Annotated in this window: 17 protein-coding genes and 1 pseudogene; 9 read left to right on the plus strand and 9 right to left on the minus strand. The window is 70.3% G+C overall.

All coding sequences use genetic code 11. The features are described 5' to 3' along the window. Both AVL62_RS17720 and AVL62_RS03030 read right to left on the minus strand, forming a co-directional pair. Positions 1-413 (minus strand): IS110 family transposase (locus AVL62_RS17720; protein WP_235585487.1); only part of this gene is annotated, 413 nt, incomplete at its 3' end. A 264-nt stretch (positions 414-677) separates the two neighbouring features. Then, the gene (locus tag AVL62_RS03030) at positions 678-1,355 is read right to left on the minus strand and encodes a hypothetical protein (RefSeq protein WP_058890213.1); all 678 of its coding nucleotides are present in this window, start codon (positions 1,353-1,355) and stop codon (positions 678-680) included. Positions 1,356-1,605: 250 nt separating this feature from the next. Here AVL62_RS03030 and AVL62_RS03035 point away from each other — a divergent pair, with 250 nt between their 5' ends. The 4 genes from AVL62_RS03035 (at position 1,606) to AVL62_RS03050 (ending at position 4,426) form a co-directional block, all read left to right on the plus strand. Beyond that, on the plus strand, positions 1,606-2,121 hold the full coding sequence (locus AVL62_RS03035; RefSeq protein ID WP_058890214.1) for a hypothetical protein: 516 nt from the start codon (positions 1,606-1,608) through the stop codon (positions 2,119-2,121). A gap of 167 nt (positions 2,122-2,288) precedes the next feature. After that, positions 2,289-3,092: a hypothetical protein gene (locus AVL62_RS16875; protein WP_153011630.1), complete on the plus strand. Its 804-nt coding sequence runs from the start codon at positions 2,289-2,291 to the stop codon at positions 3,090-3,092. A gap of 134 nt (positions 3,093-3,226) precedes the next feature. Next, positions 3,227-3,514, plus strand: coding sequence for a VOC family protein (locus AVL62_RS03045; protein WP_139722745.1), 288 nt, complete (start codon positions 3,227-3,229; stop codon positions 3,512-3,514). A gap of 84 nt (positions 3,515-3,598) precedes the next feature. Then, positions 3,599-4,426: a CPBP family intramembrane glutamic endopeptidase gene (locus AVL62_RS03050; protein ID WP_058890217.1), complete on the plus strand. Its 828-nt coding sequence runs from the start codon at positions 3,599-3,601 to the stop codon at positions 4,424-4,426. A 90-nt stretch (positions 4,427-4,516) separates the two neighbouring features. On the opposite strand, the gene AVL62_RS03055 is transcribed toward AVL62_RS03050, so the two are convergent. After that, a complete protein-coding gene (locus tag AVL62_RS03055; RefSeq protein ID WP_058890218.1) occupies positions 4,517-4,741 on the minus strand; it encodes a hypothetical protein in 225 nt (74 codons plus the stop codon). A 199-nt stretch (positions 4,742-4,940) separates the two neighbouring features. On the opposite strand from AVL62_RS03055, the gene AVL62_RS03060 reads away from it, so the two are divergent. Then, positions 4,941-5,744 (plus strand): arginase family protein, encoded by an 804-nt coding sequence (locus tag AVL62_RS03060; RefSeq protein ID WP_201023181.1) that lies wholly within the window; start codon positions 4,941-4,943, stop codon positions 5,742-5,744. 42 nt (positions 5,745-5,786) lie between these two features. On the opposite strand, the gene AVL62_RS03065 is transcribed toward AVL62_RS03060, so the two are convergent. Beyond that, positions 5,787-6,329: a TetR/AcrR family transcriptional regulator gene (locus AVL62_RS03065; RefSeq protein WP_058890321.1), complete on the minus strand. Its 543-nt coding sequence runs from the start codon at positions 6,327-6,329 to the stop codon at positions 5,787-5,789. 90 nt (positions 6,330-6,419) lie between these two features. Between AVL62_RS03065 and AVL62_RS03070 the strand changes: the two genes are divergently transcribed. Next, entirely contained in the window at positions 6,420-7,253 is an 834-nt protein-coding gene (locus AVL62_RS03070; protein ID WP_058890219.1) for an SDR family oxidoreductase, read from the plus strand. Between the two features lie 68 nt (positions 7,254-7,321). Here AVL62_RS03070 and cysM read toward each other — a convergent pair whose 3' ends face one another. Continuing rightward, positions 7,322-8,209, minus strand: coding sequence for a cysteine synthase CysM (gene cysM, locus AVL62_RS03075; protein WP_058890220.1), 888 nt, complete (start codon positions 8,207-8,209; stop codon positions 7,322-7,324). Between the two features lie 76 nt (positions 8,210-8,285). Between cysM and AVL62_RS03080 the strand changes: the two genes are divergently transcribed. Both AVL62_RS03080 and AVL62_RS03085 read left to right on the plus strand, forming a co-directional pair. After that, positions 8,286-8,750, plus strand: coding sequence for a hypothetical protein (locus tag AVL62_RS03080; RefSeq protein WP_058890221.1), 465 nt, complete (start codon positions 8,286-8,288; stop codon positions 8,748-8,750). 133 nt (positions 8,751-8,883) lie between these two features. Beyond that, positions 8,884-9,278 (plus strand): annotated as a pseudogene (locus tag AVL62_RS03085) (putative immunity protein). A gap of 13 nt (positions 9,279-9,291) precedes the next feature. Here the strand turns inward: AVL62_RS03085 and AVL62_RS03090 are convergent. After that, positions 9,292-9,846 (minus strand): GNAT family N-acetyltransferase, encoded by a 555-nt coding sequence (locus tag AVL62_RS03090; protein WP_058890222.1) that lies wholly within the window; start codon positions 9,844-9,846, stop codon positions 9,292-9,294. 103 nt (positions 9,847-9,949) lie between these two features. On the opposite strand from AVL62_RS03090, the gene AVL62_RS03095 reads away from it, so the two are divergent. Further along, entirely contained in the window at positions 9,950-10,360 is a 411-nt protein-coding gene (locus AVL62_RS03095; protein ID WP_058890223.1) for a VOC family protein, read from the plus strand. A gap of 40 nt (positions 10,361-10,400) precedes the next feature. On the opposite strand, the gene AVL62_RS03100 is transcribed toward AVL62_RS03095, so the two are convergent. The 3 genes from AVL62_RS03100 to AVL62_RS03110 form a co-directional block, all read right to left on the minus strand. Continuing rightward, positions 10,401-10,814 carry a VOC family protein gene (locus tag AVL62_RS03100; protein ID WP_058890224.1) on the minus strand — a complete coding sequence of 138 codons (414 nt, stop codon included), beginning with the start codon at positions 10,812-10,814 and terminating at the stop codon, positions 10,401-10,403. An 85-nt stretch (positions 10,815-10,899) separates the two neighbouring features. Beyond that, complete coding sequence (locus AVL62_RS03105) at positions 10,900-11,931, minus strand: succinylglutamate desuccinylase/aspartoacylase family protein (RefSeq protein WP_058890225.1); 1,032 nt, start codon at positions 11,929-11,931, stop codon at positions 10,900-10,902. Beyond that, positions 11,928-12,416, minus strand: a complete 489-nt coding sequence (locus AVL62_RS03110) for an ATP-dependent zinc protease (RefSeq protein WP_083518629.1) — start codon at positions 12,414-12,416, stop codon at positions 11,928-11,930. Before AVL62_RS03110 ends, AVL62_RS03105 begins: the two co-directional genes overlap by 4 nt. Positions 12,417-12,423: the final 7 nt, after the last annotated feature.

Genomic DNA, 12,423 nt, shown 5'->3' on the forward strand with positions numbered 1-12,423 from the left:
TCCACGCACATGCGCAGCACCTCCAGCTGCTCGTCGTCGACGACTGGGCGCAGCCCGGACATGCGGACTCCGACCAGGGCGATGGAGTGGGCGTCGGTGGCGTCGGTCTTGCGGCCCTGGCCGGTGGCGAAGACCCGCACTCGCGCGGACATCTTCGCCGGGACGTCGACCACCTCCTCGCCGTCGGCGACCAGGCGGGAGGCCACGTGCTTGCCGATCCCGGCGCAGCCCTCGACCGCCCAGAGACGCTGCGGCCACTGCCGCGCGTAGCCCAGCAGGCGGGCGTACCCGTCAGCGTCGGTGGTGAACCGGCCGCCACCGACGACCTGCTCGTGGCTGGTCATGACCTCGATCGTGACGGTGCGCTTGTGCGGGTCCATCCCGATCACGACCCGGGTACCTTGCTCGTCCATGTTGTGCTCCCTTGCGTCGACATCACTTCGTGTCGAGCTGGGAGGGCACCGCTACGTACGGCTGGGCAAACCCCTCTCGAGCCTCTCCCGGCCCTGGCGGTAACCGGGGCGACGCAGGCCAAATGTGAGCCTCACGCCGACGGCGTGGGCAGCCGCACTGAGAGCGGCCACCCCGGTCACCTGAGACCGAGCCTGGCCGGGCCCGATCCTGACGTCAATGAAACACGTAGCCGCACTCAGTGCACCCGTCCGACGGGCTCGGGATCAGTCGGTGGTGAGGCGTGGCAGGTCTGGGTTGGTGCGCGCTCGCGTGTCTTCGACCCCATGCCCATTCAGGTCCTCGAGCACCTCTTGGACCCGCCGCTCATGTACTTGCGCTCTCGCGGCTGCGACCACGTCCTCGGCCACCTCCTCTGCCCGGGCCAGCCACTCCCGTAGCGCTCCAGCATGTGAGTTCGTGGACTCGGCGATCTCCTGCATGCGAGCCACAACCCGATGGTCTTCTGCCACCTCGCTGCGTCGCGCCGGCTCGAGCCGCTCATGCAACCTCGCCAACGCCATCAGGTGCAGGACCAACTCGTCATTGGACATCAAGCTCTCGAACCCCCACGCATTCATCCCCCCGTCTCCCACAACGACTCCAGCAAGGAACCCACCCACCTCTGCCAGGACGACCTCAGGTTCCGTGAGCCCGGCCCTGCCACAGGCAGGAGCAACGAGTGTCACGTTCGGCTCCGCCTCAGGCTGCCAAACCGGGTCAGCGGCACTACCGAACCGCATCCCGAATGCAGCACGGTTCACAGCCCGATGCAGGTGGATGCGCACCCGACCGTCCGGCGTCGAGTCGACGCGCAGAAGCGTCACGCTGTCCTTCGCGTCATCGACGAGCGGCAGAAAGAAGTAGTCGTTCCCGCACTGCCGATCCAAGGGCTGCTGTCCCATCCCTCAACGATATGGCGCTGATAGAGCGGACACGCAAAGCCACCACTGTGCGAAGCCTGGATACGCACGCTACTGCCACGAGATGCCAGCTCGGCTGTGTCCTGGCCGTCGGCACCACGGTGGGTCCTGCAGCACGAGCGGCGCTTTTGGCAAGGCTGAGCCTCCGCATGTATCTGGATCGCCCGGTCAGGTTCCTTTCCCATGAAGAGACGACGCAAGCGCGTCTGTAACGACTCACCGGGAGTTCACCATGGCAGCCATCACCGGCATCCTGTGCCAGGTCATCACGAGCGACCTTGACGGCGCGGGAACGGACGGCCGCGTGTACCTCGGCGTGGGCGGCCGCGAGTTCCGGCTGGACTCCGAGAAGGATGACTATGAGCGTGGCTCGTGGCGGGAGTATGCGCTCGGCGAGCTGCCGCCCACGACAACACCGCCACAGCTGATCGACGTGGTCGACCCGACATTCAATGATCCGCGCATCGGGATGCCCCTGGACACGAACAGCCTGACGAAGAGCCCGGTCTACCTGCGCTTCGAGCCATCGGGTGACAGCCCCGACTGGAACCTCGCGTTCGCCGCTGCCCTGTTGTACGACGGGGGATTCGTCGCAGCGTTCACGGTGCCGGTCGCCTTTGACAACTTGTGGCTCGGGGATCGGATGGGAAAGATCGTCTACCTCACCGAGCACATCCGGCGGGACGGGGGAAAGGTCTTGGAGCGTGGGCAGGTCATCGCCGAGCGAATGACTGCCACTGGCGGCTGATGCACGGTCGGTACTCGACCCCGATGCTCGGATGGCGCCCATCGGTGTGCAACGAGTTTCCGAACAGTCGCTGGCCGCGCGGCTCGCTCGTGCTGGCGTCCGCACGGCGAGCTACTACCCGTCGCGCCGGCAAGCGGACAAGACTGACCGTTTCCTACACTCTCTCCGTGAACGGACAGCTGGCCCTGGTAGCGGCGCTCGCCGCGATCGGGGGCCGCTGGCTCCGGGGAGGATCGAGTGCATCCATACCCGAGCTGTCGGGCAGCAACTCAGCTTTCCAGTACGTCGGTTCGTTCACCGCCACCCTGCCCCCACATGGCCTCCTGAGGCGCACATCGACGGCGACGAGTCCCGCGGAATGGCTCACCGGCCTTCGGTCCCGGGGAGTCACGGATCTCTGGCTGGTCACCGACCTGCCGGCCGCGGGTTCACTGCCTCCGCATGTCGCCTCGGGGTTCTCCAACTCGGGCACATGGGCCCTGCTCGCCACGGGCGCGTCAGCGCCGACGGTATGGGCGTTTGGCTGGCAGGTCGGCGACCGCACCGCCCCGGACTCCCGGATCTGGTCAGTGTCTGCTCACGGCTCGTCGGCGGAGGGCCTCAGAGCACCACAGGTCGGCGTGACAGAGGCCAGGACGGCGCTGCAGGTCGCGCTGCACGACATCCGGGGCTTCGCCCAGCAGTTCGACGAACTCCACAGGTGGGCGTCGTGGTTCACGAAGGCCGAGAGCCTCCTCACCGACCCGACCCCGGCTGCCCCTTACCACCAGGACCTGCTTCCGCCCGATGCCGATCTCGAGCGTCGCCAGCTGGCTGCCGCGGTCGTGCAGGGTTGGGTGTTCGGCGGGATGGGGTCGTGGAACGACGGCGGACCTGCGGATCCCGGGGCGCAGCGAGAGTACGAGCGCGTCGGCGCGCACCTGTACTCCGCCCTGCTCACCGCGCTTCCGGCCGCGACCAACGGTGCGTGAGGCGCAGATCTACCGCAGGAGGACGCCCGCGCCCCTTCGGCTTCCACGGCACCGCTCAGCAGCGGTCGAGGCTGCCTGATGAGAGGGCCACTTCCCCTCGATCAGAACCCACCACGAGCTGAGTTTCCGGCACCGTGACCCGCGGGGGATGCTGGTTCCGCAACGTCGAGGACGGGGTGTCCACGGTAGAGATTCACCTCGGCGTGGATGACCCGTTCATCCCCGCGAGAAAGGCACACCCCGGACTGCTGGTCCACGATGTCGCGGCTCTCGACAACCTCGGCAAGCAGATCGAGGAGGCAGGCTACGACGTGGACTGGTCAGAGCGCACCACGTTCGTCGGCTTCGAGAGATTCCATTGTCGCGACCCCTTCGGCAACCGACTCGAACTGATGACACCCAGCAGCGCCCGATCGGTGTGAGTCGATGGTCGTGACATCTCTACCCCTGTGTGCAGCGGACGGCAACAGTCGGACATCACGCAGCGTCGGAGATTCAGGAACCCCATGGGCACGAGCGTCGAGCGGACCAGACGGCCTGGGATCACGCGCCAGCTCGTCTGGTACTTCGGCGGCCTGATCGTCACCTACGCCGCGGGCCTGGTCATCTTCTGGCCCGCCTCGGGTGAGCAGCCGAACCAGGCGATCTTCCTGGTGCTCATGTTCGCGCCGACGGTGGGCGCGATCCTGGCCCGGCTGTTCGCCGGCGGACGGATCCAGTGGGGACGCCCGAACCTGTGGCTTCTCGCGGGGCTGGTCCCGGCGCTGGCCGTCCTCGGCGTCTACCTGCTCGGCTCGGTCGTGGGGTGGGACGTGGAGGACCCGAACCTGCTGCGTCACGCGCTGATCGCCGCACCCGTCGCGATCCTCTCCGCCTCGTTGTCCGCGGTCGGTGAGGAGATCGGCTGGCGCGGCCTCCTGTGGCCGATGCTCCGCGGCCGATCCGGCTTCTGGGCCACGAGCTCCATCGTGGTGGTCATCTGGTGGGCCTACCACGTGCCCTTGATCATCCTGGGCTGGTACGGCGACGTGGGTCACCTCCCAGCTTTCACCGCCGCCATCGTCGGCATCACGCTGTTCATCGGCGTGATCACCGACCGGTCACGCGCGCTGTGGCCCGGCGTGGTCGCCCACGGGGCGTGGAACGGACTGGTCGCCACCAGCTTCTCGGTCACGGAGGGCGGCGTGCGCGTCCCGGCATTCGCCGGGAGCGACCAGCTCATGGGCGAGTTCGGATGGCTGGCCGCGGTCACGATCCTAGTGGTCGGCACGGTGACCGCCCTCTGGCACACCCGGACGATGGGGCGACCGATCACAGCCCTCGAGGCGCGCTGACGGCCACCCGGAGCGTGACCACCCGCCGACCAGACGAACACCGAGCCCGACCCGTCGCACGCAGGCGCAGGAGACGCGTCAGTCCGTCCCTCAGAGCTTCTCGAGCTTGTGGAACGGGCTCGGGATGCGCATCGTGCGAGTGCCGAAGTTCACGGTGACCGCCGAGCTCTCCGTGCCCACGACACGTCCGAGGCCCAAGGCCTGGTGCGAGACCCTGTCGTCGACCTCGAAGTTCTCGACGTCCGGCTCGACTCGTGGCTTGAAGGGGCTGGAGGCGAGGTGGCGTCGCTGGGATCCGGACCGGGTCGATGTCATCACCCCTCAGTATGCGCCTCCCGGGGCCGTGCGGGCCACCACCGCCGAGGACGGTGCGTCCAGGGCGCGCTACCGGCACGTGGATCGGGCATCCTCGAGTCATGGTGAGCATCAACGTCCTGGGCTACCCCAGCAGCGCCGCTGCCTACTGCGTCGGCGTCGAGCACGCGCCGCGGCCGCTCTGCGCGAGGCCGGTCTGGTGGCGTCCCTGCACGCCGCGGGGCACCAGGTCGACGACCTGGGTGACCTCCCTGTGCACCTCTGGAAGCCGGACCGCGAGCGCCCCCGGGTCCAGAACCTCGACGAGGAGGTCGAGGCCCTGCGCGAGCTGGCCGGCACGGCGGCACCGCTCGTCTCGACCGACACCCGCCTGCTCGTCCTCGGTGGGAGCTGCACGGTGGCGCTCGGGCTGTGCGCGGCTGTGGCGGACGCCGGTATCGAGCCCCACCTCGTCTACCTGGACCGTCACCTCGACCTCAACACACCCGAGTCGACCACCGAGGGGTCGCTCAGCTGGATGGGGATGGCCCATGCGCTCGGCATACCTGGCGCAGACGAGTCGCTGGTCAGACTCACCAGCCGGCACCCGCTCCTGCAGCCCTCGCACCTGAGCTACCTCGGGGTCGAGCCCGCCACCGAGGCCACCGAGTGGGAGCGCGGCCAGGTCGACCGCCTCGGGATCCCCGTCACCACCCAGGCGGAGCTGGTCGCGGACCCGACCGCCGCCGCCACCAGGGCGAGAGGCGCTCTGCCCGACGGGCCGTTCGTGGTCCACGTCGACGTGGACGTGCTGGACTTCCTCGACGCCCCGCTGGCCGAGAACGTCAACGGCCGCAACTCGGGACCGACCCTCGTCCAGCTGGGCGAGGCCCTGGACGCGCTGTGGCGCGCACCCGGGTTCATCGGTATGTCGATCGGCCAGCTCGTGCCCGCCCACACCGCGTCCGACCCGACCTCCCTGGGTCGCTTCGTGGAGGCGCTCACGCCACCAGGTGACGCCTGATCGCGACGACCTAGCCCTGACGCCTCGACGGCCTGCGTCGACCTACGTCAGGGCTGAGCGGACGACGAGCTCGAGGACCGGGCGGACGTCGCTGTCGTCGTGACGGGCGACGCGATGCAGGATGAGCCCCTCCATGCACGCCATGACGGCCCGGGTCGAGGCGACCGTGTCCCTGGCGCCCAGCTCGCCGAGTGCGCTCTGCAGAGCCGCCTCGAAGGCCGCGCGACCCCGACCGAGGCTCTCGCGCAGAGCAGGGCTGTGGCTCGCCTCCATGAACAGGACGAGCCGCGCGCTGGTGAGCGTCCGCTGGTCCTCGGTGGTGCGGTCCAGGAGCGCCACCAGGGCGTCGAGCAGCTCCTCGGCAGAGCGCGGGGCGAACGTCGCTCGCATACCCGACATCTCCTTCTCGAGGATCGCGTCCGCCACCCCGCGCAGCAGCGCATCTCGCGTCCGGAAGTAGTTCGACGTGGATCCCGGCGGGAGGTCCGCCCGCTCGTCGATCCGGCGATGAGTCAGCGCCTTCAGCCCCCTGGTGCCCAGCAGCTCGATGGCGGCGTCGAGGGCCCGGTCGCGCGAGGAACTCATCAATCCACTATAGGTGTAGTGACAGACGGCCACTACGAGAGTAGTGTCGTGAGGGTGGCAGGGCGTGCCTGCCGGGAAGAGACGCTCACCATGCCAGCAGTCCTCGTCACCGGAGCGGGCCGCGGGATAGGCGAGGCCACCGCGCTGCGGCTGGCCCGCGCCGGGTGGACCGTCTTCGCCGGTGTGCGCAGCGACCCCGACACGCAGGCCTCTCGCCCCGGGAGCGGCACCATCACCCGGGTCCTGCTCGACATCACGGACGCGGCGCACGTCGCCGCCCTGGGCGACCACCTGCCCGACCAGCTGGACGCCCTCGTCAACAACGCCGGCATCGGCGTGCTCGGCCCGGTGGAGGCCGTCTCCATCCCCGACTTCCGCCGCCAGTTCGAGGTCAACCTCTTCGGCCAGGTCGCCGTCACGCAGGCCGTCCTCCCGCAGATCCGCGCGTGCGGCGGCCGCATCGTCTTCGTCTCCTCCACGGGCGGCCGGGCGCCGGTGCCGATGGAGGGCGCCTACTGTGCGTCGAAGTTCGCGGTGGAAGCCGTGGCGGACGTGCTCCGGGTCGAGCTCCGGCCCTGGCAGATCGACGTGTCGCTCGTGGAGCCCGGCCCCACCGACACGGGCCCGTGGCGGCAGATCCAGTCGATGCTGCGTGACATGGAGCAGGGTATGGCGCCCCGTCACCGCGAGCTCTACGCCCAGCACATCAGCGGCATGCTCAGGCTGGTCGGCACCCTGCAGTCCCGGACGGTGCCACCCGACGTGGTCGCCCGGGTGATCGAGCGGGCGCTGACCTCGCGCCGCCCTCGTGCGCGCTACGCCGCCGGGGCCCAGGCACGGGCGATGATGACCGTCGACCAGGCCCTGCCGACACGGCTCAACGACGCCATCGGGGCCCGTCTGCTCGGTCTGCGTCAGCCCTGACCGAGCATGCCGATCGCTCCGACCTGGGCCTCCCGCCCGGGGGCCTCGACAGCGGGCCGGCGAGCCTCTCAGGCGGGGAACACGCCGCTGGAGAGGTACCGGTCGCCGCGGTCGCAGACGACGAAGACGATCGTCGCCCCCTCGACCTCCTCGGCCACCTGCAGGGCGCTCCAGCAGGCGCCGCCCGCCGAGATGCCGCCGAAGATGCCCTCCTCGCGAGCCATCCGACGGGCCATCTCCTCGGCGTCCGCCTGGGCGACCTCCACGGTGCGGTCCACCGCGGACGGGTCGAAGATCCGTGGCACGTACTCCGGCGGCCAGGCGCGGATCCCGGGGATCCTCGAGCCCTCCGCGGGCTGCGCCCCGACGATCTGGACGTCGGGGTTGCGCGACTTGAGGAACCGCGAGACCCCGGTGATCGTGCCGGTGGTGCCCATCGCGGACACGAAGTGGGTGATCCGGCCGTCGGTCTGGCTCCACAGCTCCGGGCCCGTGCCGTCCTCGTGGGCCCGGGGGTTGTCCGGGTTGCCGAACTGGTCCAGGACCCGACCCTTGCCCTCCATCTCCATCCGGGTCACCACGTCGCGAGCCTCCTCCATGCCGCCCCCCGCCGGGGTGAGGACCAGCTCGGCGCCATACGCCTTCATGGTCTGGATGCGCTCGGTGGAGGCGTCCTCGGGCATGACGATGACCAGCGGGTAGCCGCTGATCGCCGCCGCCATCGCCAGGCCGATCCCGGTGTTGCCGGACGTGGCCTCCAGGAGGGTGTCGCCGGGGGAGATCTCGCCCCGCCTCTCGGCGCCCCGGATCATGCTCATCGCCGGGCGGTCCTTGACCGAGCCGGCCGGGTTGTTGCCCTCGAGCTTGCCGAGCAGAACGTTGCCGCGGCGCTCGTTCTCCGGCCCCGGGAGGCGCTGCAGACGCACCAGCGGGGTGCCACCGATGACATCCTCCATCGTGGGGTAGGGCCCAGGGTTGCTCACCTGCCGGAGTCTACGGCGGCTGTCGGAGGTCGGCCCTACGGTGGCTCGCATGGCTGAGTGGCACGCGACCGTGGAAGCAGTGGGACTGGCGATGAGCGGTGACCGGGAGGCGGGCCTCGCCGCTCTCATGAGCGCCTGGGAGGAGACTCGGGAGGCCGACCATGCGCGCCGGTGCGTCATCGCGCACTACGTGGCCGACCTCCAGCCCTCCCTCGAGGACGAGGTGCGCTGGGACGAGTTGGCGCTGGCAGAGCATGCCCATGTCGCTGACGCCGACCTGGCGCCCGTGGGGATCACCTCAGCCGCAGGCATGGCGCCCAGCCTCCATCTGAACCTCGGCGACGGCTACCTGCGCCAGGGACGACGACGCGAGGCCGAGGCCGAGCTCGAGAAGGGACTGCAGCAGCGGCACGAGCTCCCGGCGGACGGCTACGGAGACATGATCCGAGGCGGGCTGGACCGGCTGCGCTCACGACTGGACGAGGCGACCGGAGAGGAGGACCGCGAGGCGTGACCGGTGCCAGGATGGGTCGGTGATCCTGCCCGAGGTGCGTGACCCCCGTCTCGTCACGGTCCGGCGGGGTGGGCTCCTCAGCGACGCCGACCACGCCCTCCTCGCCCTGTGGGCAGCGGACTGCGCCAGCCACGTGCTGCACCTCTTCGAGCAGCAGGTCCCGGACGACCACCGCCCGCGCGACGCCATCGCCGCCGCCCGCGCCTGGGCGGCGGGGGACCTGGGGATGATGCGGGCCAGGGCGGCGGGCGGACATGCCATGGGTGCCGCCCGGACGCTGCGCGGAGCGGCCCGGTTCGCCGCCTACTCCGCCGGTCAGGCCCCTGCGTGGGGCACGTCGCCGAGCACGACCTCGGCGCCGCCGCCTACGCGATCAAGGCCGTCGTGGCGGCATACCCGCACGATCCGGACGCGCGCCGCGCGGAGCGCGACTGGCAGCGAGACCAGGTCCCCGGGCACCTGTCCGCCCTGGTCGTCGAGGACCAGGCTCGCCGCAACGACCTCTGCTGGTCGGTGTTCGGCGACTGACGACGAGGCGGCGTCAGAGCACGCGCTCGAACAGGTGGAACTGACTGAGGTCGGTGCCCTCGTAGTGCAGGGTGTGGACGCCCAGGTCGGTGAACCCGCAGCGTGCGTAGAGCCCGCGCGCCGCGGTGTTCTCGACGTAGGTGTCCAGACGCACCGCGCGACAACCCTTCTCCCTCGCCACCTCCAGCGTGGCGTCGACGAGGAAGCGCGCGACACCCTGGCGCAGGAAGTCCGGGCAGACCGCCAGGGCATGCACCACGAGCACCTGCTCCGGAGGTGCCTCGACGTCCCACGCGGCCTGCCGGTATGCGTCGGGAGCCTCGTGGTTCAGCGCCACGACGCCGGCGATGCTCCTCTCCCTCTCATCCAGGGCGAGGTACAGCTCCCCCGCGTCGACCCAGCCCGTGACCTCGGTCCTGGTCGGCCGGTTCTCGGTGTGCCAGTGCGGGAAGTCCACGGTCGTGGCCAGGTGGTCGATGACCTGTCGGTAGGCGGCCTGTGCCGCGGCGGTGTCCGCAGGCCCCGCCTGACGGAACCTCAGGCGCGCCGGCTCCTCGCGTCCCTCCATCAGGGCAATCTAGCGAGGACCACGTGAGGGTCTCACCGCCTGGCTCGAACGATGCCCCTCCGGACGACGTGCCATCGACATCCGGACTCGGTACGTTCACGTCATGGCCGAGTACCCCCAGCTGCTGCATACCGTTCTCGACGCCGTGGAGGTCCGAGAGCTGGCCGAGTTCTACCGGCGTCTCCTCGGTCTGCAGTACCGGCCGGGCGACGACCCGCCGGCCGGGGGTGAGGACGAGGCCGACTGGCTGGTCCTCACCGACGGGCAGGGCAACCGCACCTTGGCCTTCCAGCAGGTCGAGCGCCTCGAGCGGACGACCTGGCCGCGGCCCGACGTGCCCATGCAGCTGCACCTCGACCTCACCGTCCCGGACCGGGAAGCGCTCGAGGCGCAGCACCGGCGGGCTCTCGACCTGGGCGCCGAGCTGCTGTTCGACCGCACCGACGACCCCGACGAACCGCTCTACGTCTACGCCGACCCGGCGGGGCACCCGTTCTGCATCTTCGTCGCCTGACGAGGACCGCCAGCGGCGTGGTGGCCGCCTCAGCGCGTCCTCACGACGCGTGGGGGCCGGCGATGTTGACCATCCAGGACACCCCGAACTCGTCGACGAGGGTGCCGAAGGTGTCACCCCACATCTGCGGCTCGAGCGGCATGGTGACCTGACCACCCTGGGCGAGGCCGTCCCAGTAGCCGCGCAGCTCGGCCTCGTCGTCCCCGCTGAGGCTGAGCGACACGTTGCCGTCGGAGCCGGCGGGCGGCATACCTGGAGGCGTGTCCGAGGCCATGAGGACGAGGTCGGAGGGGGTGACGAGCTGCGCGTGCATGATGCCGTCGGCGCCCTCGCCCTCCATGCCGTACTCGCCGAAGCTGTTCATCGACAGGTCCCCGCCGAAGACCTGCTGGTAGCGCTCCATCGCCGCCCTCGTGGTGCCGTCGAAGGAGATGTAGGGGTTGAGCGTGGACATGTCGAGACCTCTCTGTCGCTGGCGGCTCATCCGTCAGGGTGAGGCGCAACCTACTCCGGTGGACCGACAGGCTCGACCCCTCGCGTCAGGGGGTGTCGGTGTCCCGGGCGTCCTCGTCCAGCCCGGACCGGTCGGTCGACTCGATCTCACCGATGTGGACGAGGGCGTCGCCCCGGTTGACCAGCGGCGCCTCGGCCCGGCCGATGACGACGCCGTCACGGTCGGCCTTGACGATGGCCAACCGCTTGCCGAAGGAGTTGAACAGCTCGCCGAGCTTCTCCCCCTCGCTCACCCGCTGCCCGAGCGCCACGTCCATGTGGACGATCCCGGTGCGGCGTGCGCGGACCCACCCGCTGCGCCAGCAGATGTCGCTGGGGCTCTCGGCCGGCTCCACGACGACCTCCTCGGGGTCGATCATCCCGAGGTGCGCCAGCACGCGCAGGACCCCGTCGACCCCGGCGACGATCGCCCACTCGTCGAAGCGCCAGGCCTCACCCCCCTCGTAGAGGAGCACGCGGGCGCCGCGCTCGCGGGCGGCATACCGCAGCGAGCCGTCGCGGAGCCTGGCGTGGTAGGCCACCGGCGCCCCGAACGCCTCGGCGAGCGCCCGCGTCTGCTCGTCCTCGAGGTCGCAGCGGATCTGCGGCAGGTTGGAGCGTCGGTCGGCCCCGGTGTGCAGGTCGATGCCGACGTCGGAGGGGCCGATGACCTCGGTCATCATGAGGTGGGCGATCCGGCCGGCGAGCGACCCGCGCGCCGACCCCGGGAAGCTGCGGTTGAGGTCGCGCCGGTCGGGCAGGTAGCGGTCGCCCGACATCACGCCGAGCACGTTGACGATGGGCACGGCGAGCACGGTGCCGCGGATGGTCTTGGGGTCCAGCCGGGCCAGCACGCGGCGCACCACCTCGATGCCGACGACCTCGTCGCCGTGGATCGCGGCGGAGAGCCACAGCGTGGGGCCGTCCTCGCGGCCGTGCAGCACGTGCACCGGCAGGCTCACCTCGGCCCCGGTGACCAGGCGCGAGATCGGCAGCGACACCTCGCGTCGGCTGCCCGCCCGCACCTTCACGGTGCCGATGGGGAAGGACGGCCGCAGCGTGCGCCGGGTCGCGCTCACCGCTTCCCCCAGTTGCGTCGTCGCACCGCACGGTCGGGACGGCCACCGGCATAGCTCAGGGCCGGGTCGACGAGGAAACCCTGCACCAGCGCCTCCCGCCCGACGAGCATCCGGAAGCCCATCTCGTCACGGTCGGTCAGCGTCACCTCGGCGCGCACCTCACGGCCACCGAGGACCAGCGGGAGGAGCACGACATACCTCTGCTCCTCGTGCCCGGAGGAGGAGCGGACCGAGCGTGAGTCGTGCACCGGCAGCTCGACGGAGACCGAGTCCTCGGCGCTCGCCTGCCACGGGTGGACGCTGAAGCTCACCCAGTCGCGCCCGCCGCGGTCGAAGCCGCGCAGGTCGAAGGCGTGGACCGCCGAGGTCTTGGCGCCGGTGTCGATCTTGGCCTTGATCCACGGCACGTCGATCTGCGGGATCTGCACCCACTCCCGCCATCCGACGACGGCGCGATCTGTGGTGAGATGGTTCGACCCTGTCACCCGCACA

This window comes from Serinicoccus chungangensis (assembly GCF_001483745.1).
Classification (GTDB): Bacteria; Actinomycetota; Actinomycetes; order Actinomycetales; family Dermatophilaceae; genus Ornithinicoccus; species Ornithinicoccus chungangensis_A.

What these genes read in the sequence shown, in the direction of transcription:
- AVL62_RS03030 (WP_058890213.1), bottom strand. Translation starts at nt 1,355, where the DNA reads ATGGGACAGCAGCCCTTGGATCGGCAGTGCGGGAACGACTACTTCTTT.
- AVL62_RS03035 (WP_058890214.1), top strand. Translation starts at nt 1,606, where the DNA reads ATGGCAGCCATCACCGGCATCCTGTGCCAGGTCATCACGAGCGACCTT.
- AVL62_RS03050 (WP_058890217.1), top strand. Translation starts at nt 3,599, where the DNA reads ATGGGCACGAGCGTCGAGCGGACCAGACGGCCTGGGATCACGCGCCAG.
- AVL62_RS03055 (WP_058890218.1), bottom strand. Translation starts at nt 4,741, where the DNA reads ATGACATCGACCCGGTCCGGATCCCAGCGACGCCACCTCGCCTCCAGC.
- AVL62_RS03065 (WP_058890321.1), bottom strand. Translation starts at nt 6,329, where the DNA reads ATGAGTTCCTCGCGCGACCGGGCCCTCGACGCCGCCATCGAGCTGCTG.
- AVL62_RS03070 (WP_058890219.1), top strand. Translation starts at nt 6,420, where the DNA reads ATGCCAGCAGTCCTCGTCACCGGAGCGGGCCGCGGGATAGGCGAGGCC.
- cysM (WP_058890220.1), bottom strand. Translation starts at nt 8,209, where the DNA reads ATGGAGGATGTCATCGGTGGCACCCCGCTGGTGCGTCTGCAGCGCCTC.
- AVL62_RS03080 (WP_058890221.1), top strand. Translation starts at nt 8,286, where the DNA reads ATGGCTGAGTGGCACGCGACCGTGGAAGCAGTGGGACTGGCGATGAGC.
- AVL62_RS03090 (WP_058890222.1), bottom strand. Translation starts at nt 9,846, where the DNA reads ATGGAGGGACGCGAGGAGCCGGCGCGCCTGAGGTTCCGTCAGGCGGGG.
- AVL62_RS03095 (WP_058890223.1), top strand. Translation starts at nt 9,950, where the DNA reads ATGGCCGAGTACCCCCAGCTGCTGCATACCGTTCTCGACGCCGTGGAG.
- AVL62_RS03100 (WP_058890224.1), bottom strand. Translation starts at nt 10,814, where the DNA reads ATGTCCACGCTCAACCCCTACATCTCCTTCGACGGCACCACGAGGGCG.